Annotated in this window: 26 protein-coding genes and 1 pseudogene; 13 read left to right on the top strand and 14 right to left on the bottom strand. The window is 72.5% G+C overall.

Features of this window, described 5'->3' with window-relative positions; translation table 11 throughout:
• Window positions 1-51: 51 nt before the first annotated feature.
• The 5 genes and pseudogenes from SM573_RS25690 (at window position 52) to SM573_RS25670 (ending at window position 2,937) form a co-directional block, all read left to right on the top strand.
• Complete coding sequence (locus SM573_RS25690; RefSeq protein ID WP_474610853.1) at window positions 52-720, top strand: TOPRIM nucleotidyl transferase/hydrolase domain-containing protein; 669 nt, start codon at window positions 52-54, stop codon at window positions 718-720.
• A 135-nt stretch (window positions 721-855) separates the two neighbouring features.
• Window positions 856-1,494: a DNA alkylation repair protein gene (locus SM573_RS25685; RefSeq protein WP_474610982.1), complete on the top strand. Its 639-nt coding sequence runs from the start codon at window positions 856-858 to the stop codon at window positions 1,492-1,494.
• A 125-nt stretch (window positions 1,495-1,619) separates the two neighbouring features.
• Window positions 1,620-1,754, top strand: a pseudogene (locus SM573_RS25680) (CDP-diacylglycerol diphosphatase); the annotation flags it as partial.
• 124 nt (window positions 1,755-1,878) lie between these two features.
• Entirely contained in the window at window positions 1,879-2,100 is a 222-nt protein-coding gene (locus SM573_RS25675) for a hypothetical protein (protein ID WP_474610985.1), read from the top strand.
• 123 nt (window positions 2,101-2,223) lie between these two features.
• The gene (locus tag SM573_RS25670; RefSeq protein ID WP_474610854.1) at window positions 2,224-2,937 is read left to right on the top strand and encodes a hypothetical protein; all 714 of its coding nucleotides are present in this window, start codon (window positions 2,224-2,226) and stop codon (window positions 2,935-2,937) included.
• A 79-nt stretch (window positions 2,938-3,016) separates the two neighbouring features.
• Here SM573_RS25670 and SM573_RS25665 read toward each other — a convergent pair whose 3' ends face one another.
• From SM573_RS25665 to SM573_RS25635, 7 genes are all read right to left on the bottom strand, one after another.
• Window positions 3,017-3,808 (bottom strand): ABC transporter permease, encoded by a 792-nt coding sequence (locus SM573_RS25665; protein ID WP_474610855.1) that lies wholly within the window; start codon window positions 3,806-3,808, stop codon window positions 3,017-3,019.
• Window positions 3,805-4,788 carry an ATP-binding cassette domain-containing protein gene (locus tag SM573_RS25660; protein WP_474610856.1) on the bottom strand — a complete coding sequence of 328 codons (984 nt, stop codon included), beginning with the start codon at window positions 4,786-4,788 and terminating at the stop codon, window positions 3,805-3,807. Before SM573_RS25660 ends, SM573_RS25665 begins: the two co-directional genes overlap by 4 nt.
• Window positions 4,789-4,937: 149 nt before the next feature.
• Window positions 4,938-5,783, bottom strand: a complete 846-nt coding sequence (locus SM573_RS25655; protein WP_474610857.1) for a DUF4097 family beta strand repeat-containing protein — start codon at window positions 5,781-5,783, stop codon at window positions 4,938-4,940.
• Between the two features lie 32 nt (window positions 5,784-5,815).
• Window positions 5,816-6,364, bottom strand: coding sequence for a toxin-antitoxin system HicB family antitoxin (locus SM573_RS25650; protein WP_474610858.1), 549 nt, complete (start codon window positions 6,362-6,364; stop codon window positions 5,816-5,818).
• Window positions 6,365-6,443: 79 nt separating this feature from the next.
• On the bottom strand, window positions 6,444-6,866 hold the full coding sequence (locus tag SM573_RS25645) for an SHOCT-like domain-containing protein (protein WP_474610859.1): 423 nt from the start codon (window positions 6,864-6,866) through the stop codon (window positions 6,444-6,446).
• A 22-nt stretch (window positions 6,867-6,888) separates the two neighbouring features.
• A complete protein-coding gene (locus SM573_RS25640; RefSeq protein WP_474610860.1) occupies window positions 6,889-7,149 on the bottom strand; it encodes a hypothetical protein in 261 nt (86 codons plus the stop codon).
• A complete protein-coding gene (locus tag SM573_RS25635) occupies window positions 7,146-7,508 on the bottom strand; it encodes a DUF2089 domain-containing protein (protein WP_474610861.1) in 363 nt (120 codons plus the stop codon). The genes SM573_RS25640 and SM573_RS25635 overlap by 4 nt, the downstream gene beginning before the upstream one ends.
• Before the next feature lie 203 nt (window positions 7,509-7,711).
• Between SM573_RS25635 and SM573_RS25630 the strand changes: the two genes are divergently transcribed.
• The gene (locus SM573_RS25630; protein ID WP_474610862.1) at window positions 7,712-8,761 is read left to right on the top strand and encodes a sodium:calcium antiporter; all 1,050 of its coding nucleotides are present in this window, start codon (window positions 7,712-7,714) and stop codon (window positions 8,759-8,761) included.
• 30 nt (window positions 8,762-8,791) lie between these two features.
• Here SM573_RS25630 and SM573_RS25625 read toward each other — a convergent pair whose 3' ends face one another.
• Window positions 8,792-9,823, bottom strand: a complete 1,032-nt coding sequence (locus SM573_RS25625; RefSeq protein ID WP_474610863.1) for an MFS transporter — start codon at window positions 9,821-9,823, stop codon at window positions 8,792-8,794.
• A 144-nt stretch (window positions 9,824-9,967) separates the two neighbouring features.
• Entirely contained in the window at window positions 9,968-10,636 is a 669-nt protein-coding gene (locus tag SM573_RS25620) for a TetR/AcrR family transcriptional regulator (protein ID WP_474610864.1), read from the bottom strand.
• Between the two features lie 103 nt (window positions 10,637-10,739).
• Here SM573_RS25620 and SM573_RS25615 point away from each other — a divergent pair, with 103 nt between their 5' ends.
• The 3 genes from SM573_RS25615 to SM573_RS25605 all read left to right on the top strand — a co-directional run bounded on the left by SM573_RS25615 (window position 10,740) and on the right by SM573_RS25605 (window position 12,630).
• On the top strand, window positions 10,740-10,892 hold the full coding sequence (locus SM573_RS25615; protein ID WP_474610865.1) for a hypothetical protein: 153 nt from the start codon (window positions 10,740-10,742) through the stop codon (window positions 10,890-10,892).
• Window positions 10,893-10,951: 59 nt separating this feature from the next.
• Window positions 10,952-11,893, top strand: a complete 942-nt coding sequence (locus SM573_RS25610) for a sigma-70 family RNA polymerase sigma factor (RefSeq protein ID WP_474617250.1) — start codon at window positions 10,952-10,954, stop codon at window positions 11,891-11,893.
• A 62-nt stretch (window positions 11,894-11,955) separates the two neighbouring features.
• Window positions 11,956-12,630: a CatB-related O-acetyltransferase gene (locus SM573_RS25605; protein WP_474617289.1), complete on the top strand. Its 675-nt coding sequence runs from the start codon at window positions 11,956-11,958 to the stop codon at window positions 12,628-12,630.
• Window positions 12,631-12,821: 191 nt separating this feature from the next.
• On the opposite strand, the gene SM573_RS25600 is transcribed toward SM573_RS25605, so the two are convergent.
• Complete coding sequence (locus tag SM573_RS25600; RefSeq protein ID WP_474610867.1) at window positions 12,822-13,088, bottom strand: helix-turn-helix domain-containing protein; 267 nt, start codon at window positions 13,086-13,088, stop codon at window positions 12,822-12,824.
• Window positions 13,089-13,163: 75 nt separating this feature from the next.
• On the opposite strand from SM573_RS25600, the gene map reads away from it, so the two are divergent.
• From map to SM573_RS25585, 3 genes are all read left to right on the top strand, one after another.
• A complete protein-coding gene (gene map / locus SM573_RS25595) occupies window positions 13,164-13,982 on the top strand; it encodes a type I methionyl aminopeptidase (RefSeq protein WP_474610868.1) in 819 nt (272 codons plus the stop codon).
• Between the two features lie 149 nt (window positions 13,983-14,131).
• Complete coding sequence (locus tag SM573_RS25590; protein ID WP_474610869.1) at window positions 14,132-14,539, top strand: YciI family protein; 408 nt, start codon at window positions 14,132-14,134, stop codon at window positions 14,537-14,539.
• Window positions 14,540-14,542: 3 nt separating this feature from the next.
• Window positions 14,543-15,688 carry an RNA polymerase sigma factor gene (locus SM573_RS25585; RefSeq protein WP_474617249.1) on the top strand — a complete coding sequence of 382 codons (1,146 nt, stop codon included), beginning with the start codon at window positions 14,543-14,545 and terminating at the stop codon, window positions 15,686-15,688.
• A gap of 50 nt (window positions 15,689-15,738) precedes the next feature.
• On the opposite strand, the gene SM573_RS25580 is transcribed toward SM573_RS25585, so the two are convergent.
• The 4 genes from SM573_RS25580 to SM573_RS25565 form a co-directional block, all read right to left on the bottom strand.
• Window positions 15,739-16,761, bottom strand: a complete 1,023-nt coding sequence (locus tag SM573_RS25580; protein WP_474617248.1) for a hypothetical protein — start codon at window positions 16,759-16,761, stop codon at window positions 15,739-15,741.
• Window positions 16,758-17,255 (bottom strand): SigE family RNA polymerase sigma factor, encoded by a 498-nt coding sequence (locus SM573_RS25575; protein WP_474610872.1) that lies wholly within the window; start codon window positions 17,253-17,255, stop codon window positions 16,758-16,760. The genes SM573_RS25580 and SM573_RS25575 overlap by 4 nt, the downstream gene beginning before the upstream one ends.
• Before the next feature lie 111 nt (window positions 17,256-17,366).
• Window positions 17,367-18,041, bottom strand: a complete 675-nt coding sequence (locus tag SM573_RS25570) for a DUF6891 domain-containing protein (protein WP_474610873.1) — start codon at window positions 18,039-18,041, stop codon at window positions 17,367-17,369.
• A gap of 236 nt (window positions 18,042-18,277) precedes the next feature.
• A complete protein-coding gene (locus tag SM573_RS25565) occupies window positions 18,278-18,991 on the bottom strand; it encodes an MBL fold metallo-hydrolase (protein ID WP_474610874.1) in 714 nt (237 codons plus the stop codon).
• Between the two features lie 58 nt (window positions 18,992-19,049).
• Here SM573_RS25565 and SM573_RS25560 point away from each other — a divergent pair, with 58 nt between their 5' ends.
• On the top strand, window positions 19,050-19,613 hold the full coding sequence (locus tag SM573_RS25560; protein WP_474610875.1) for a TetR/AcrR family transcriptional regulator: 564 nt from the start codon (window positions 19,050-19,052) through the stop codon (window positions 19,611-19,613).
• The last annotated feature ends 207 nt before the right edge of the window (window positions 19,614-19,820 follow it).

The raw sequence follows: 19,820 nt of genomic DNA, 5'->3' as shown, positions 1-19,820 counted from the left end.
GCCGGGGTAAATCCCTGGTCGCCGGCGGGCGCGTCACCGATGATTGCGGCCATGGCCACGACCCGACACGCTGGCACCTTCCCGGCCGGGGCGGTCGACGGCCAGCTCGGCGGCAACTCCGCCTCGATCCGTGCCACGGCCCGCGCGCTGGAGAAGGTCGAGTCCGCCGCCGCCGTGGTGCTCGTCGAGGGCATCAGCGACCAGATCGCGCTGGAGACCGCCGCGGCGGGCCGCGGCCGGGATCTGGAGGCGGAGCGGGTCGTGATCGTGCCGATCGGCGGAGCGCACGCGATCGGCCACTTCCTGGCACGGTTGACCCCCCTGGGCGACCAGGTACGACTCGCCGGCCTGTGCGACCTGCGGGAAGAGGAGGTGTACCGGCGCGGGCTGGAGTCCGCCCACGTCGGCTCACCGCGCACGCGCGCCGACATGGAAGACCTCGGGTTCTACGTCTGCGTCAAGGATCTCGAGGACGAACTGATCCGCGCCCTGGGCACCACGGGCGTCGAGGAGCTCTTCGACGCACAGGGTGACCTGCGGGTGTTCCACTCGTTCCAGAGCCAACCGGCCTGGCGCGGTCGGGAGCCCGGGGCGCAGATGTGGCGGTTCCTGCGCAGCAGCTCGCGCCGCAACCAGCGCTACGCGCGCCTGCTCGTCGAAGCGGCGGTCGACCGGGACAGCGTGCCCCGGCCCCTCGACGCGCTGCTCCGCGCGGTGTGATCCGCGGTTCGTCCAGGGACGGTACGCGGTCGGTCACCGCCGGACCGGCGTGCGCGACCGAGGGCCGGCTCCCGTCGTACGCTGCCACCTGACGGACGGGAGGCTGACGTGGCCGGGACGACGGTGGCCGAGGTGATGACGGAGCTGGCCGCGCTCGACGACCCGAAGACGCGCGGGGTGAACGAGCGACACGGCGACGACCACGGCGTGAACCTCGGCGCGCTGCGCGCGCTCGCGAAGCGGCTGAAGACTCAGCAGGACCTCGCGCGCCAGCTCTGGGCCACGGATGACACGGCGGCGAAGCTGCTGGCGCTCCTGATCTGTCGCCCGAAGGCGTTCGGGCGGGACGAGTTGGACGCCATGGTGCGCGGGGCACGTACGCCCAAGGTCCACGACTGGCTCGTGAACTACGTGGTGAAGAAGAACCCGCACGCCGAGGAGCTGCGCCTGGCGTGGTCGGCCGACCCGGACCCCGTGGTCGCGAGCGCCGGCTGGGCGCTGACCACCGAACGGGTGGCGAAGAATCCCGACGGCCTCGACCTCGCGGGGCTGCTCGACATCATCGAGGCGGAGATGAGGGACGCCCCGGGTCGCCTCCAGTGGGCGATGAACCACTGCCTGGCTCAGATCGGGATCGAGCACGCCGAGCACCGTGCCCGCGCGATCGACATCGGCGAGCGCCTGGCGGTGCTCAAGGACTACCCGACCTCACCGGGTTGCACGTCCCCCTACGCGCCCGCCTGGATCGCCGAGATGGTGCGCCGGCGGCCCTGACCGGGCCGGCGGGTCGAGGCTGACCCGACACGATCAGGGGTCCCGGCGGCTCCCCGTGCCCCACGCCGTCCAGCCTGTGCGGCTATCCGACCGACACCGGCGGGAGGTACGACCTGTGGGACCGGGTGCAGGTCTGCCAGGGCACGAAGACCGGTCCCCCGTTCCCCCAGTGCCTGCGTACCACCGCCACCTATGTGCTCCTCAACGGCTCGGGGTCGAACCACGACTTCCTCCTCGTCCCCGCCTGCCGGATCAGCGGCATCGAGTGCCCGTTCATCGCCACCGCCAACGCGCCGAACTGCTGGCTCGACGCGTGGATCAACGCGCAGCCGGGACAGCCCGGGCACGTCGTCTACCCGCACGTCGGCACCCCGGTCGTACCGGGTGCTGCACGTCGCGAACCTGAACGAGAACCTCTTCACGCTCCTGCTCGACCGGGTCGTGCGACCGACCGGGTCCACGATGGCGGCACAGATGCTGGCCGTCACACCCCGTCTGGTCGGCAACGGCGGGTTCTACGTCCTGAACAGCGAGCCCGGCCTGAGCGTCCCGCCCGGCCAACCCGGCGGTACGGGCACCGTCGACTTCCTGCTCGCGTACGCGTGAGGCGCACCGACCTCCCGACGCGCCGCGGCCCCCGTGCCGTGCTCGGACCCCGTCGGCGTACGGGGAAGCCCGGACGCATTAGCATGGCCGCGATCCGGGACGGCTCTGCTGAAACGAGGCGACATGCGGTGGCTCCGGCGGTTGCTGGGTGGCGGTGGGGTCCAGCTCGATCCGGTGCGGCAGCAGGCGCTGCTGCGGGACGTCCAGCACCGGTACGGCGCCGGCGCGCAGATCCGCTTTCCCGCGCAGGTCGAGGCGGTCACCCGGCTTCTCGACGGTGACGACGGCCTGGTGGTGGCGGCGCGGATCGTGAGCCAGGTCGCCGAGGAGGCCCACGGGGACCTGCAGGCCCAGGCCCACGAGATCCACCGACGGACGGGGCGCCGGCTGCTGGTGCACCGCCGCAACTACCGCCCACTGTGGAAGGAAGCAGGCCCGGCGCTGCGCTGGCCGCTGTTCACGTTGCCGTGCGGCTTCCACCCGTACGCCCAGGTCGCCGCCGCCGTCGCGGTGCTCGGCGACCGCGCCCCCCGGCTCGACCGGGTGACCGACCCGCACCCGCTCCTCACCCACGTGTTCGAGGTGCTCGACCTCACCACGGCCGGCTGGGAGTACGGCCGGGTGCGCGTGGACACCGACGCCGCCGCCCTGGCCGACCGACTGATCACGTGCGCCGCACAGCTCCTCGCGGCGGTGGACGATCCGCCCCGGCTGCCGCCCGCGGTCCGTGAGCTGATGCGCCGCAACAACACCCTCGACGTGCACGACCCGGCCGCGCCTCGGGTGGTCGGTGGGCTGAACCCGGGCGCGCGGATGCGGGAGTGTCTCCTGGTCTGAGGACCGGACGGCGGAAAGTTGTTGCCTCCTGCGCTGCGGAGGCAACAACTTCCCTGAGGTTGCGGGGAACCTGGCTGCGCTAGCGGGCGGCTCGGTTGTGGAACGCGCGCTTGGCCCACAGGTAGGACAGCAGCGAGATCGCCACGCACCAGGCCAGCGCGATGATCGCGCTGTTGCCGATCCCCGTGCCGAGCAGCAGTCCGCGCAGCGTCTCGGTGACCGGCGTGAACGGTTGGTAGTCGGCGAACCAGCGCACACCGGCCGGCATGGTGTCGGTGGGCACGAAACCGCTGCCCAGGAACGGCAGGAGGACCAGGAACATGGGCAGGTTGCTGGCGGTCTCCACGCTGTCGCTGACCAGGCCGAGCGCGACCGACAGCCAGATGAGTGCGAACGCGATCGCGGCGAGCACACCCACGGCGGCGAGCCACTCGATCGGGGTGGCGTTGGTGCGGAAGCCGATGGCCAGCGAGACGCCCAGCACGACGGCGATGCAGAGCATCGTCTGCACGAGGCTGCCGAGGACGTGCCCGGTCAGCAGCGAGGCGCGCGAGATGGCCATGGTCCGGAAACGGTCGACGATGCCCTCGGTCGTGTCCATCGCGATGGAGATGGCGGTGCCCTGCGCGGCGCCGGAGACGCTGAACAGCAGGATGCCGGGCACCAGATAGTTGACGTACGCGCCGCGGTCGCCGCCTCCGCCGGGAAGCCCGGCGCCGAGCGTCTCACCGAAGACGTAGACGAACAGCAGCAGGAAGACGACGGGCATGCCGATCAGCATCCCGGTCAGCGAGGGGTAGCGCTGGATGTGGCGGATCTGTCGGCGGAACATCGTCGCCGAGTCGGTGAGGGTGTAGGCGAGGCTGGTCATCGGTGTCCCTCGGTGATGTCGTGCCGCGCGGCGGCGGCGGTGGCGGACGTGCCGGTGAAGGCGAAGAAGACGTCGTCCAGGTCGGGGGTGTGGATCGAGAGCTGCTCGACCTCGACGTGCGCGTCGTCGAGCCGGTCGAGCACGGCCCGCAGCGAGCGGACGTCTCCGTCGCTGGGGACCTGCAGGGTGAGGGCGTCGTCGTCGCGTTGGGCGACGCTCAGCGTCCGGGCGGCGGTGTGCAGCGCGGCGGGGTCGGCGAAGCGCAGCAGGATGTGCCCGCCGGGGATGCGGCGCTTCAGCTCGTCGGGGGTGCCCTCGACGACGATCCGGCCGTGGTCGAGCACGGCGATACGGTCGGCGAGCTGGTCGGCCTCGTCGAGGTACTGGGTGGTCAGGAAGATGGTGACCCCCTCGGTGACCAGCCCACGGATGATCTGCCACATCGCCTGCCGGCTGCGGGGATCGAGGCCGGTGGTGGGCTCGTCGAGGAAGATCAGCTTCGGGTCGCCGACCAGCGTCATCGCCAGGTCGAGACGCCGGCGCATGCCGCCGGAGTAGACGGAGGTGGGCTTGCGCGCCATCTCGCCGAGGTCGAAGCGCTCCACCAGCTCGGCGATGCGGCGCCGGCCCTCGGTGCGGCCGAGGTGGTGCAGGTCGGCCATCAGCTTGAGGTTCTCCGCGCCGGTGAGGAGGTTGTCGACGGCGGAGAACTGGCCGGTCACCCCGATGGCGGCCCGTACCCCGTCAGGTTCCCTGCCGAGGTCGTGGCCGGCGACGCGGACCGACCCGGCGTCGGCGGGCACCAGGGTGGACAGGATGCGCACCATGGTGGTCTTGCCCGCGCCGTTGGGTCCGAGCAGCGAGAAGACCGTCCCCTCGGTGACCATGAGGTCGATGCCGTCGAGGACGACCTTGTCCCCGAAGGTCTTGCGTAGGCCGGACACCGAGATGGCCGGTCGTGTCGCGGTCGTTACCGCCATAGCTTCCTCCACTGATCAGGGGGTGGTTACGGGTACCGAGGCGCGCGTCATCGCCGGTCGGGCCACAGGGCGGCGACCGGGGGTACGAGGGCGCGCGGGATCTCCGGTGCGGGCGGGCACCCGCGACCGGTCGGACGGTTGTGTCTCGCCTAGGAGCGGTGGATCACGATGTCGCCGAAGGCGGTGCGAGCCCGCACCTCGGCCTGCTCGTCGCTGTCCGCGGGGCCGGCGGCGGCGTCGAGGTCGTTGCGCACCTTGCCGAAGTGGGTGTGCAGGTCGAGCCGGGCGGCGGTGCCGCGCCGGATGCCGACCTGGATGCGGCCGGCGGCGGTGCGCATCGTGGCGGATCCGCGGACCAGCTCGCCGATGCGGATGTCCCCGTTGGCGGTGTTGGCCGTGACGGAGGCCGCGGCGTGCTCGGCGGTGATGTGGCCGTTGGCGGAGTTGACCCGCAGCTCACCGTGGGCCTCGCCGATCCACGTGTCGCCGTTGCCGTTCTTCAGCACGGCGCGGCCGCCGACGCTGCGGACGCTGAGCTTGCCCGAGGCGGTGGTGATCTCGGCATCTCCGGCCACGTTCTCGGCGATGACGGCGCCGTAACCGGTGTGCAGGTTGAGGGTGTTCGCGTCCTCGACCTGCAGGTCTCCCGCGCCGGACTTGAGGCGGCAGTCCGCCAGGGGGCCGGAGCAGTTGATCGCCCCGACGCCCAGCTTCCCGTCCAGACCGGATCCGGCCGGCAGGTCGATGGTCACCTCGACGGATCCGATCTTGCCGAAGATGCCGAATCCGGGCTGCTTGGGGCCGCGTACCACGAGGTGGCCGGCCGCGTACTCCACGCGGGTCTGAGCGGCGGCGCGCACGTCGCGGTCGTCCGACTCGTCGGCGGGCCGCACGTGTACGACGGTGTCGGTCCGCGGACCGGTGGTGATCCGGAGGTCTCCGGCGACGAGTTCGACGGAGGCCGAGATCGGCTCCGGGGTGTCGAACCTGGGCATGGTTTTCCCCTTTCGGGTGTGGGGCCGGTGCGCTAGCGCACCCAACCGGTGTAGCGCTGGCTACCGGTCGGGGCGCCGGAGCGTCGGGGGATGTCGGACCGTGCCTGCTGGTTGCCGGCGTCGACGGCGGCGGCCGCGGCCCGGATCAGCCACGTGTTGATCGAGATGCCGGCGCTCGCCGCCGCGTGCTCGACGCGCGCCTTGAGGTGCTCCGGCAGGCGCAGGCTGATCCGTACGGTCGCCTCGTCCTCGCCGTCGGCGGGTGGCTGCGGCAGCGGGTGGGGCGGTGCCGGCGGTGCGGGCACCGCCGCTTGGGTGTCGTCGGCCCACTGCTCCGTCGGCGGTGGTGTCACGACGAAGCTGGGCTCACGGTCACGCAGGCGCAGGTCGACGGAGCCGGGCGCGAGGTCGCGGGTGATCTCGGTGGCCGCTTCGGAGAGCGCGTCCAGGAGGGCGAGCCGGATCGCGGACTCCAGCGGTGCGGTGAGCCGCTCGGCCAGTTCCCGGGCGTCGTCACCGCCGGCGGCCGCGGCGACCGCGAGCTGGTGCCGGATCGCGTCGACGTAAGCGCGAAGTTCCATGACGCCATCATGGCATCACAATGATGCCATGCGCAAGCGCCATCGTGATGCCATGTGGCGTCAGGCGCCCCGGCGGGGGTTACTCGCAGAACACCTGCACCTTGGCGTCGGGCTGGTCGACGTCGACGGTGACGTCGTCGAGATGCTCGATCAGCTCCTCGATGTGCTGCGGCTTGAGCTGCGTGAGGTCGATCGGCACGCCCGACCGGTGCAGTTCCGCGTTGGCCTTGGTGAGCGCCTGCGGAGGCACGAGGCTCGTGAGCCGGACGCCGGCGCGCAGCAGTTGCAGCGGGACCCGGACGTTGATCCGACTCGGCCCGTCGAAGTCGTCCGTCGCGTTCACCACGACGCGCAGGAACCTGGGCCGGGCCTTGGTGCGGGACGCCGCACCGGGCGGCGAATCGGGCCGGCCCCCGAGCGCCTCGATCAACCGCTCGGCCTCGTCCACGGTGATCTTGCCCTCGGCCAGCATCTCCAGGACCTGGCGGCGCTGCTCGTTCATCTGTCGCTCCTCCCCCTCCAACTCATCTGACGCTCACCAGCAGGGCGAACCGGCCCTGCTCGAACTCGATCAGGGTGCCGGGCAGCGCCCACAGCAGTCGCCCGACGCCGCGCAGCGCGCCCACCGGGCTCACCCGGGCGACGAGGCACGCGACCAGTCCGGCCAGCACGGCGAGCAGGAGCAGCGGCGACAGCACCAGCACCACCGGCAGGACGGGGACGTGCAGCCGCCGCCAGCGCCCGTCGGGACGGCGACGGCGCACGGTCACCAGCTGCGGAATCATCGGGATTTCTCCAGCTCGGCCAGCGCCTCCTGGACGCCGATCTCGCCCCGCCGCAGACGGTCGACGACGTCGGCGCCGGTGGGCGCCGGGTCGGTGTCGACGAAGTCGAGCTGCTCGGCGATGCGGTTCAGCCGGGACTTGATCGTCGGGTAGCTCACCCCGAAGATCCGCTCCATCTCCTTGATGGAACCGTGCGACCGCACGAACGCGGCGACGAACACCTGGTCCTCGACGCCGAGCTGCGCCAGCTGCGGCGGCTCGAACTGACCCTCGATCGCGACGCCGCTGTCGGGGAGGCGGACCCGCTCGACCACGAACGGCCGCCCGCGCGTCAGGCTCGTCAACTCCTGCCAGTCCACCCTCGACCCCCTCGCTCCCGGCCCGCTTCGCACGATAGTTGTATCTTGATTTTCTTAATCAGTCAACGCTCCGATCTTAATTTTGATGATTTGATCTTGAATATTCGGCCCGGTGGTACGCCGGGCTCCGGCCACACCGCCACACGTGCCCGAACGCACGAACATCGGGGCATTTCCGCCACCGATCGGGGAATGCGCCCCCGGTGCCGGATCTCGCCTCCCCGCCCTGGCCGCTCACCTGGAGCCTCGGGGTGTTCGTCGTCGCCGGAGCCGTCACCGTGGCCGGGAGCATCCGCCTGGCCGGCCTCGGTGACGCGCTGGCCGACCGCACCGGCTGGGGCGAGGCCCTGTTCGGCGTGGTGTTCTTCGGCGTCGTCACCGGCCTGTCCGGCATCGTCATGACCATCGTCGCCGCACACAGCGGCGAACCCGGCCTGGCCTACAGCAACGCCGTGGGTGGCATCGCCGCCCAGACCACGGCCGTCGCGGTGGCCGACGCCTTCCATCGGAGAGCCAATCTCGAACACGCCGCCGCGTCGGTGTCGAACCTGCTCTCCAGCTGCCTGCTCATCGCCCTGCTCGCACTCGCCCTGCTCGCCTCGTACCTGCCCGACGGCACCGTCGCCGGCGTCAGTCCCATGTCCGCCGTCCTGGTCGCCGTGTACGTCGGCGGGCTCGTCCTCATCCGCCGGGCGGGCGCGCAACCGATGTGGCAGGCCATCGCCACCGCCGAGACCCGACCCGACGTCCCGCACAACGAGAACCGGCTCAACCGCCTGCGCCCCGCGTGGTTGTGGAGTCAGTTCGCCGCGGTCGGCCTGCTCGTGGCCGGCGGCGGGTGGCTCGTCGCCATCGCCGCCGAGAGCCTCGTCGAGATCACCGGGCTCACCGCCGGATTCGTCGGCGGCGTGCTCATGGGCATCGTCAACGCCCTCCCGGAAACCGTCACCGCCATCGCCGCGGTCCGCCGCGGCGCGGTCACCCTCGCCGTGGCCGCGGTGCTCGGCGGGAACATCCTCGACGTGCTGACCCTCGTCGCCGGTGACATCGCGTTCCGGCACGGCTCCCTCTACCACACCGCGGGCGGTCCGGAACTGCTCGCGACCACCACCAGCCTGTTCATGACCGCCACCCTGCTCGGCGGGCTGCTCATCCGGCAGACCTGTGGTTGGGGCCGCCTCGGCTTCGAAGGTGTGCTCCTGCTGACCACCTACGCCGCCATGACGCTCATCCTCGCCCTCCAGCACGGCTAGGCCGAGGCCGAGGACCCCGCCTACCCGGAATCACCCGCGCAGGCGGGTCACGATCCCTTCGGCTTGGTCGGCGTCGAGCGGGTAGGGGCTGCCGTGCAGGATCGGGCCGGTGACGACGGCCGGGCCGGCCACCGGCGGCAGGCCGTGCTCGGCGGCGAGTCGGCTCGCCGCCGGGTTGGGCTCGCCCGCTCGGGGACGCCCGGGGCCGTCCTCGGCGTGCCACAGGGTGAGGTCGGTGCCGAGCCGGGTGGATCGGATGTTCTCCGAGCCGAGCAGCCGGGCCACCTCCGGCACGAGATCCATCCCGGACGAGGACGTCGCCACCTGCTGGACACCCTCGACGGCCACCACAAGCAGCACCGAGGACCGCTCCGGGGCCGGCGCCGGGGCCGGGGCCGGGGCCCTCCAGGATCGGCCCGGCGGTGCGCTGGGGGCGGCCGCCGGCTGGCCGGACGCGAGGTGCGGCTGAGGCGGCCGGGACGCGCCCCGGACCAGCACGACGATCCCGCACACCGCGGTGGCCACCAACGCCACCAGCCCGAAGGGCAGGGCCAGCATGAGGGGCCATCGCCAGCCGAGCGCACGCTGCACGAACGCCGCGACCACCGGGCCGAGCACCAGCGCCAGCAGCACCACGCCGGCGACGACGGGTAGCAGCCGCGCACGCCGGGCCCTCGACTCCGCGACCAACACACCGGTGACGCCCCAGGCGAGACCCGCGGCGAACCCGGTCACCCCGCGCCCGGCGAGCAGCATGCCGCCTCCCGAGGCCAGCGCGGTCAGCAACGCCCCGATGATCAGCAGCGCGATCGCGGAGAGCGCCACGGCCGTCGGCCACCGCCGGCCGACCACGGCCCCGACCGGAGCCGCCAGAGCCGCCGGCAGCAGGTAGGCGACGAAGACCCAGAGGATGGCCGAGGCCGGTAGCTGCACCTCCCGTTGGATCGCCGTCCACTCCGGTCCGACGGTGACGGCGAGCAGGAAGGCGCCCATCGACGCGGCGAGCGCCGGCCCGATCAGCAGCCAGACGGGACGGACAGCCCCCGGTGGATCACCGTCCATCGCTGCGGGGTCTGAAGTGTACGGGGGAATCTGCCTGGCGGTGCCGGGAACGGGCGCAGTCACCCCCGCAAATATAGTGCCCTTCCGTGCGGCGTCGCCGGCACCTCGTCGATCGCCGCCCGGCCCGCCCGCCGCCTGCGGGTCTCATCGGGGTGTCCGCCGCCGGCTGGGCCGGTCCGGGCGGACGGCATAACCGCCGAGCGAGGGTTCGAGCGCGTCGAAGGCGACCCGTGCGTAGTGGGTGAGGGCCTTCGCGACGTCCTCGCCGGTGTGTCCCGCGAGGGTGAGACGCATGGTCTCGTCGAACAGCAGCCGGTGGACGCCGGCGAGCTGGGCGGCGGCGACGCGGGGCATGACGTCGTCGTCCGGGCTGCCGGTCTCCTCGGCGAGGGCGGCGGCCAGGGCCTTTTCCCGGTCGTCGTGGAACTCGCGGAGGCGGGCCACGAGCGCCGGGCTGTCGGTGATCATTCGGGCGAACTGGGGACCCGAGAACCCGATGACCGGATCCTGGGCGGCCACGCCCGCCAGGTAGGTGCGGCGCAGGGCCGCCAGCGCCGACTCGCCGGGTAAGCGGTCCCGCACGGCGGTGGCGAGTTGCTGCACGAACACGTCGTGCATGTCCAGGGCCAGGTCCTCCTTGCGGGGGAAGTAGTTGGTGACGGTCATCTTGGCGACCTGGGCGGCGGCCGCCACGTCGGCGATGGTCACGTTGTCGAAGCCACGTTCCAGGAACAGGCGGGTGGCCTGAGCCGAGATGTTCTCCCTGGTCTGGCGCTTTTTCAGGGCCCTGAGGCCGGTGGTCTGCGCGGTCATGTCGGCACTATACCTGGGATGAGCCAACATTTATGCTTGACACGGGTTTGTGTTCGACCTAAGTTTGTGTCGTGCCGAACGACGGCACAGGAGGGAGCGCCACATGTCCGCCCACACCAGCGACCCCGCCATCACCAGCCCCTACGCCGGCCGGGCACGGCGGAGGCACGGCGACCGCGGCATCCCGGTGCGCCGCCCGCACCTCCCCGTGATCGCCCCCCGGCACCGACCGCACCGCATCCCCGGTCGCCGCTGACCACCCGTTGCGCGCCCCGAGCCGTCTCGGCATTCCCCGACCCGGAAGGACGTCGCCTCTTGCCCGTCACCACTCGCCCCGCCGGCCCCACCACCGACGCCGTCGCCGACTACCTCCGGACGATCGGGCGCACCCCCCTGCTGACGGCGGAGCAGGAGGTGCGCCTCGGCGAACGTATCGAGGCCGGAAGCCTGGCACAGCGCCGCCTGGACACCGACGCGGACCGGATCGGCCCGGCCGAACGGGACCGGCTGCACCGGGTCGCCGCCGACGGGCGGCGCGCCCGGCAGCACATGATCGAGGCCAACCTGCGGCTGGTCGTCTCGATCGCCAAACGGTACGCGGTCGCCGGTGGATTGCCCCTGCTCGACCTGATCCAGGAGGGCACCACCGGCATGATGCGAGCGGTGGAGAAGTTCGACCACCGGCGCGGCCTGAAGTTCTCGACGTACGCCACCTGGTGGATCAAGCAGGCGATCGGCCGGGCCCTGGCGGACCAGAGCCGCGCCATCCGCCTGCCGGCGCACATGGTCGACGTGCTCCACCGGATGACCCGGGCCCGCCGCACGCTGGCCCGGGAACTCGACCGGGAACCGACCGCCGCCGAGATCGCCGCCCGACTCGACGTGCCCGTCGAGAAGGTCGAACTGCTGCTGCGGCACGACCGGGAGCCGATCTCGCTGCACACACCGGTCGCCGGGGACACCAGCACGGCCGAGCTGGGTGACCTCATCCCCGACGAGGCGCCCGATCCCGCCGACCGGGTCGCGTCGTCCTGGCGACGGCGCTACCTGGACACCGCGCTGGCCACCCTGTCGGAGCGGGAGGCGACCGTGCTCTGCCAGCGGTTCGGCCTCGACGACGACCGGCCGAGGACACTCGACGAGATCGGCAGGAGCATCGGGCTGACCCGGGAACGCGTTCGCCAGATCGAGAGCCAGGCGTTGCGGAAGCTGCGCCATCCCACCCGGGCGCGCGTGCTGGCGGACCTGCACGCCTGACGGGCCACCCCACCGGATACACCGACCATCCCACTGGGAGGACACCCTTGACCCCGAATCCCATGACCGTCCACCCGCTCCCCGCCTTCGACCGCGTGGTGTTCCTCAAACCACTGGTCTCGTCGCCGAAGATCGTCGTGGGCGACTACACCTACTACGACGATCCCGACGAGGCGACCGACTTCGAACGCCGCAACGTCCTCTACGGCTACGGGCCGGAACGCCTGGTCATCGGCAGGTACTGCGCCATCGCGTCCGGCACCCGGTTCCTGATGGCGGGCGCCCAGCACCCGACCGTCGGCGTCTCCACCTACCCGTTCACCATGTTCGGCGGCGAGTGGGCCGAGCGGACCCTCGACATCGTCACCGCCATGCCGAGCCGGGGCGACACCGTCGTCGGCAACGACGTCTGGTTCGGGTTCCAGGCTCTGGTCATGCCCGGCGTCCGGATCGGCGACGGCGCCATCATCGCGGCCGGCGCGACGGTCACCGCCGACGTGCCGCCCTACACCGTCGTCGGCGGCAACCCGGCAAAGCCGATCCGGCAGCGCTTCGACGACGCCGACATCGCACGGCTGCGCCGTGCCGCGTGGTGGGACTGGCCGGCCGACCTCGTCACCGCGCACGCCCGCACGATCATGGCGGGCACGCCCGCCGAGATCGAACGGATCGCCAGCGAACACGGCCTGCTGCGGGCCGCCGACGCGGGTGCCGATCCGGCCCTCGACCAGCCTTAGGTCTGCTGTCCAGGCAGGTTGGTCGAGGTTGTGTGACGACACGGTCTGATGTCGTAGGGAGGTGAAGGCCTCCGACCGCGCCCGTGCCCGACGGCGACATCGAGCGTTTCCACCGCACCCTCAGCGATGGCCGGGCTCCGGCCGCGTTCGACAACTCGGACAAGCCCGCAGGAGAGCCTTACCGGCCACACCTACGACGCCTGGCCGACGGACGTCTCGGCCAGCCAGACGTCGGCCAGGTCGCCGAGGGGGACGTCGAGGGCCTGGCTCAGGCAGACCACCGTGCCGAACGCCGGCGCGGGAAGGCGACCCGCTTCGATCTTGCGGAGCGTCTCGGGAGAGATGCCGGCCGCCAGGGCCACCTCGACGAGGCTGCGACCGGCGCGCGCGGCCCGGAGGGCGGCTCCGAGGCGCTGGCCCGCGGCGATCTGTTCGGCGGTGAGCGGTTGGCGAACCATGCGAGCAGGATATCCCTCCGAACGGCCCCGACCCGACGTGGTATAAAAATACCGCACAGGAAGAGGGAGGCTGTCGTGATCGAGCTCAAGTCCGCCGAGGAGATCGACCGGATGGCGGTGACCGGCCAGTTCGTCGGCGAGCTGCTCGCCGAGCTGACCGAGGTCGCCGCCGTCGGCGTCAACCTGATGGACCTCGAACACCACGCCCGCCGGCGGATCAAGGAACGCGGTGCCGAATCCTGCTACTGGGACTACGCCCCCTCGTTCGGCCGCGGCCCGTTCCGCAACGTGCTGTGCCTGTCGGTCAACGACGCGGTGCTGCACGGCCTGCCGCACGACTACGTCCTGCGCGACGGTGACCTGCTCAGCATCGACATGGCCGTCGGCATCGACGGCTGGGTCGCCGACTCCGCGGTCTCCGTCGTCGTCGGCACCCCCGACCCGGCCGACCTGAAGCTGATCGAGGCCACCGAGGTCGCGCTGGAGGCCGCCATCGCCGCCGCCCAGCCCGGCGGCCGCCTCGGCGACATCTCCGCCGCGATCGGCGAGGTCGCCCGCTCCTACGGGTACGGCGTCAACGGCGAGTTCGGCGGCCACGGCATCGGGCGCACGATGCACGAGGCCCCGCACGTCTCCAACGACGGCCGCGCCCGCCGGGGCCTGAAGCTCCACCCCGGCCTCACCATCGCCATCGAGCCCTGGTTCTGCCGCTCCACCGACAAGATCAGGTTTGACGACGACGGCTGGACGATCCGCTCCGCGGACGGCTCCCGCACCGCCCACTCGGAACACACCGTCGCCATCACGGCGTCCGGCCCCCGGGTCCTGACCCGCCGCCCCGCTCACGGCGCGGCCTCGGCCGATCCCACCCGGAAGCCCGCCACGGCCTCCTGACCCTCACCCGCCGGGACGGTGTACTCGGTGCGGCCCGCAGAATTTTCGCTGATTCGGCGCCTCGAGGATGTCGAGAACCCGTGACCGGTTCCGTCCCCGGGGTGAACGTGACCAAGATGGGTCGCACCACAGCATCGAGGAGAGCCACGATGGCCAAGTACCTGCTGCTCAAGCACTACCGGGGTGCCCCGGCCGCGGTCAACGACGTGCCCATGGACCAGTGGACGCCGGAGGAGATCTCGGCGCACGTGCAGTACATGAACGACTTCGCGGCCCGCCTGGAGAAGAGCGGCGAGTTCGTCGACGGTCAGGCGCTCGCCCCCGAGGGGACGTTCGTCCGGTACGACGGCGAGGGACGCCCGCCGGTCACCGACGGCCCGTTCGCCGAGACCAAGGACCTGATCGCCGGCTGGATGGTGATCGACGTCGACAGCTACGAGCGCGCCGTCGAGCTGGCCGGGGAGCTGTCGGCCGCTCCCGGTGCGGGCGGGAGGCCGATCCACGAGTGGCTCGAGCTGCGGCCGTTCCTGACCGAGCCGCCCACCATCACGGAGTGACCGATGGATGAGGCCCTGCTCCGGAGCCTCACACCGAGCGTGCTCGGGGTCCTCGGCCGCCGCGGAGCCGACTTCGCGGCGGCCGAGGACGCCGTGCAGGACGCGCTGGTCGAGGCGCTCCGCGTCTGGCCGACCGATCCGCCCCGGGACCCGAAGGGCTGGCTGGTCACCGTGGCCTGGCGCAAGTTCCTCGACGCGACCCGGGCCGACGCCGCCCGCCGCCGGCGTGAGGAACTCGTCGACGAGGAGCCGACGCCCGGGCCGACGCCCGCGGTGGACGACACGCTCCAGCTCTACTTCCTGTGCGCCCACCCGTCGCTGACGCCGTCGTCCGCGGTCGCGCTCACGCTGCGCGCCGTCGGCGGGCTGACCACCCGCCAGATCGCCCAGGCCTACCTCGTGCCCGAGGCGACCATGGCGCAGCGCATCAGCCGGGCCAAGCGCACCCTCTCCGACGTACGGTTCGACCGCCCCGGCGACGTCGCCACCGTGCTCCGCGTGCTCTACCTGGTCTTCAACGAGGGCTACTCCGGCGACGTCGACCTCGCCGCCGAGGCCATCCGGCTCACCCGGCAGCTCGCGGCCGCGATCGACCACCCGGAGGTGGCGGGGCTGCTCGCCCTCATGCTGATCCACCACGCCCGGCGCGCCAGCCGGACCGCAGCCGACGGCAGCCTGGTGCCCCTCGCCGAGCAGGACCGCGGCCGATGGGACACCGCGGCGATCGCCGAGGGCATCGCGATCCTGCAGGCGGCCCTCGCCCGTGACCGGCTCGGCGAGTTCCAGGCCCAGGCCGCCATCGCGGCGCTGCACGCCGACGCGCTCACCGCCGAGGAGACCGACTGGGTGCAGATTCTGGAGTGGTACGACGAGCTGGCACGCCTGACCGACAACCCGGTCGTCCGGCTCAACCGCGCGGTGGCGGTCGGCGAGGCCGACGGTCCCCGCGCCGGGCTGGCGGCACTCGCGGCGCTGGACGACTCACTGCCCCGCCACTCGGCGGTGGCGGCGTACCTCCACGAGCGGGACGGCGACCTGGTGACGGCGGCGCGGCTGTACGCCGAGGCGGCTCGCCGGGCGCCCAACCTCGCCGAACGCGACCACCTGACCCGACAGGCCGCCCGGCTCAACGCCCGCCGGGGCCGCTGACCGGGCGCGCGCGGACCTTCGGGCGGGCGACGAGCGAGCCGGTCGCGGTCTCAGGTCTGCGACTGGCGGAAGACGACCTGCCAATCTCCGGTGACCTGCTCGGGGACGACCTCGACGGCGACGGAATCGCCGGGACGCAGGTCCAGGCCGAAGTCCCGCTTCCAGCGGCCGTCGGAGTCCCCGTACATGCTGTCGGGGTCCATCGAGTAGTCCCACCACCGGCCGGTCGTGATCTCGATGCCGTTGACGCGCAGGCGCAGCACCCCGGGCGTCTGGGCCACCAGGTGGATGGATTCGACGGCCTTCCAGCTCACGGTCTGCCGTACGGGGCGCGACGGGTCGGCGGGATCGGACCGGAGGATGAGGAAGCCCGGGCACGGCACCCCGGTGCAGCCGGCCGGCAGCGTCAGCGGGCCGAGGGCTCCCGCCGGTCGGGACGGCACCGGATACTTCTCGAGAGTGGTCCGCTCGCTGACCGCCAGCCCGAACGTGCCGCCGGTGTGCGGAACCTGCGTCTGGATCTTCCCCGACTGGTCCAACGGGCGGATCCCGGTGATCGTCAGGACGAAGGTGGCGGGCCTGTCGACCGCCACGTCGTACTCGGCCCAGCCGGGCCCCAGGTGGACGGCGCCGCAGTCGCCCCGGGACGTGACGTCGTGGCCGTTGACGCTGAGCTGCTCCTGGAGCAGCGGGTCGTCGCAGCGGGTGGAGACGACGAGGTCGAGGGTCGTCGGCACGATCGTCAGCTCGACGCGACGTTCGGGCAGCGCCGCGGACTTCGCCGCCACGAGCCGGGCGCCGTGGGCGTACTCGGGGAATCCCTCGATGGTGCGTACCGGTGACGGGCTGGTCGCCGGGGTGGGGGTGGTGTCCGGGCGGAGCCCGGGCACCACGGCGGCCGCGGCGACCCCGCCCAGGGCGAGCACCGCGCAGGTCACCCAGGTCGCGATCCGGCGGCGCCGTCGCGCGACCACCTTCGCCCGTACGCCGCGCAGCCGCTCGTCGTGCGGGACGTGCTCCGCCGGTTCGGTGGAACGCTCGTCGAGCACCCGGCCGAGATCGCTCAGGTTCATGGCAGCATCCCTTCCGGCGCCAGGGTCTCGTCGAGCCGGAGCTTGGCGACCGCCCGGCTGGCCTGGCTCTTCACCGTGCCGACCGAACAGCCGAGGACGTCGCCGATCTCGGCGTCCGACATGTCCTCGAAGTACCGCAGCACGAGCACGGCGCGCTGCCGCCGCGGCAGGCGGCCCAGTGCCCGCCAGAGTCGGTCCCGGTCGTCGAGGCCCGCGTACGGGTCCGCCGTCGCGGCCGCCTCGGGAAGCTCGGCCGTGGCCAGCTCGCCCCGCCAGCGACGGCGCCACGACGACGCGTACGAGTTGACGATGATCCGCCGGACGTACGGCTCGGGGTCACCCTCGATCCGCCGCCACGCCTCCCACGCCCGCGCCAGCGCAATCTGCAGCAGATCCTCGGCCGACGCCCATTCCCGCGTGAGCAGGAACGCGGTGCGCAGGAGCCGGGCAGAGCGGGTCGCGACGAACTCGTCGAAGCCCTCCGGTGTGATCACGTCGCCGCCCTTCTCCCCCGCCGGTCACCAGGTAGTACCGGATGTGACCGGAAAAGGTTGCACGACTTCGTGCCGTGGGGCGGCCCGGTGGCGGCCCGCCGGGAAACGTCGTCAGCTCAACGGCGCGTACCACTGGGCGCCGGTGACCCGGATCCGCTTGGACTGCTTGCGGTTCCACTCCACCCGCATGCCGTGCCCGCGCAGGACCGGGAAGACGATGTCGTCCAGCAGCCGTTCGAGGTCGGCCTGGTAACGGGCCTGCTGGTCGGCCTCGGGCAGGGCGGCGTAGGCGTCCTCGTCGAAGTCCACCGGCGGATAGGCGCCGTAGCCCAGGTAGACCTCGCCGTCCCCGCTCGCGATCAGCGACTCCGTGTCCTGCTGGTGGTACCACAGGTATCCGTGCCAGTGCCGGGAGTCGTCGCGCTCGTCGTGGATCTCGGCGGCCGCGCAGGTGCCGCAGCAGCTGAAGTTCTCCCTGGCCAGCACGCCCCGCTCGGTGAGTTCGGCGAAGGCGCGGGTGAGGTTGCCGCGCACCTCGCCCCACCCGCGCTGCTGCTCGCGACGGGCGGCCACGGCGCTGTCGTACGCCGCCCTGAGCTCCTCGTCCGTCGCGCCGTGGCGCTGCTCGTCCACATCGAAGCAGTCCAGGAACTCGTCGGCGTCGTCCTCGCCGCGCACGATCCAGCCCCAGATCTCGTCCTCGATCTCACCGCGGCCCGGCTCCGCGATCCGGTCGGTGAGGAACCTGACGCTCTCGGGGCGGTCGTTGTAGATCCATCGGGTCACGGCGGCGATCTTCACACGCGCCTGTGACGCTTCGCGCGCGCGGCCACGGCCAGCGCGGCGGCCTGGTGCGGGCCGCGCGCCCCGGTCAGGCAGGGGCCGAGGTCCCGGCCCGGCCCGGGCGACCGGTCGGCCCTGCCGGCACCCGCCGGCGGAGGCGTCCACTGGAGACGCCCGCCGGACCGGCGTCGGGCCGGCGGGATCGCGGCGTGACCGTGGGCCGGGTCGAACCGGCCCGGCTACGCCGCCGCGGCGCGGTAGGCGGCGAGCAGCGCCGGCACACCGCCGGTCCACGGCTCGCCGTGACCGGGGATGACCCAGTCGGCCTCGACGTGTTCCAGTCGGGCCAGCGCCTCCGCCGCGGCCGCGGGATCGTCGGTGAACGGCGCGGGCTGCGGGCCGGTCGCCCCGGTGAGCACGTGACGGGTGGTCAGGGCGTCGCCGACGAACAGGGCACGCACGGCGGGCACGTGCACGGCGACGCTGCCCGGGGAGTGCCCGGGCAGCGCGATGATGCGCGGTGAGCCCGGCAGCGGCAGCACGTCGCCGTCGCGGAAGGTCGTCACCTGTTCCGGATGCCGGGTCCGCAGGCCACCCTTGCGCGCGGCGTAGGTGAGGAAGCGCGCGGTCGCCGCCAACCGCATCCCGCCCCACGCGGGGCTGGTCCGCTCCTCGCCGCGCGCCCGGGCGGCGTCCGCCTCGTGGACGTGGATCGGGATCCCGTTCTCCGCGCGCAGGCGCTCGGCGAACCCCAGGTGGTCGGTGTCGCCGTGCGTGAGGACCACGGCGCGGACGTCGTCCAGGTCGCGGCCGGCGGCGCGCAGCTCCGCACGCAGCTCCTTGTAGTGGCCCGACAGGCCGGCGTCGATGAGGGTGACGCCGTCGTCGCCGATGATCAGGTGGACGGCGACGAGGTCGTTGCCGATGCGGTGCAGTCCCGGAGCGAGTTCCATGAAGGCTACGATAGTTAGCCATCATGGCTAATGGCAATAGCCAACGGAGGGAGGGCTCGTGCCCACGCCAGAACGCACGACGACCGAGGCGATCGTCGAGGCCGGCCGCGCGATCATCGAGGACCAGGGACCGGAGGCACTCACGATGCAGGCTGTGGCCGCCCGGGTCGGCGTGCGGGCACCGTCGCTGTACAAGCGCGTCCGCGACCGGGACGAGCTGATCCGCCGCATCGTCGAAGCCACCGCCGACGACCTGGGCACCCGGGTCCGGGGCGCCGCGGCACGGGCCGGCGACGACCCCCGGGCCATCCTGGTCGAGGTGGCACACGAGCTGCGCGCCTTCGCCCACACGCGCCCGCACGCCTACCGGCTCATCTTCGGCCCCCTGCCGGCCGGCGCGCGGCCGGACCCGGGCGTCCTCGCCCGGGCGAGCGCCCCGGTGCTGGAGGCCACCCGACGCCTCGCCGGCGACGAGCACGCGCTGGAGGCGGCGCGCACCGTGACCGCGTGGGCCAACGGGTTCCTGATGATGGAGCTCGCCGAGGCGTTCCGGCTCGGCGGCGACCTCGGGACCGCCTACCGATGGGGCGTGGAGAAGATCGTCGACGCGGTCACCGCCTGAGCCGGCGCGGACCGGCCGGCCGAGCCGCGCCCGAGCTGCCACGACCGGTCGGGCGGCGCCGGTCTCCCGAGGTGGTGCGCCGCCCGGGTGACGCGCGATCAGCCCTGATTCTTAACTCCGATGTCACCGGGCGATCCCGTGAGCGACGCGTCGGTGTCCGTCCGCAGGAGTTGGCTGCGAGGTCGTCGCACTTGTCTTGACCAGGAG

Source organism: Micromonospora xinjiangensis (assembly GCF_056150165.1).
The sequence above is the reverse complement of the archived record's forward strand: the minus strand, read 5'-3'. Positions and strand labels throughout refer to the sequence as shown.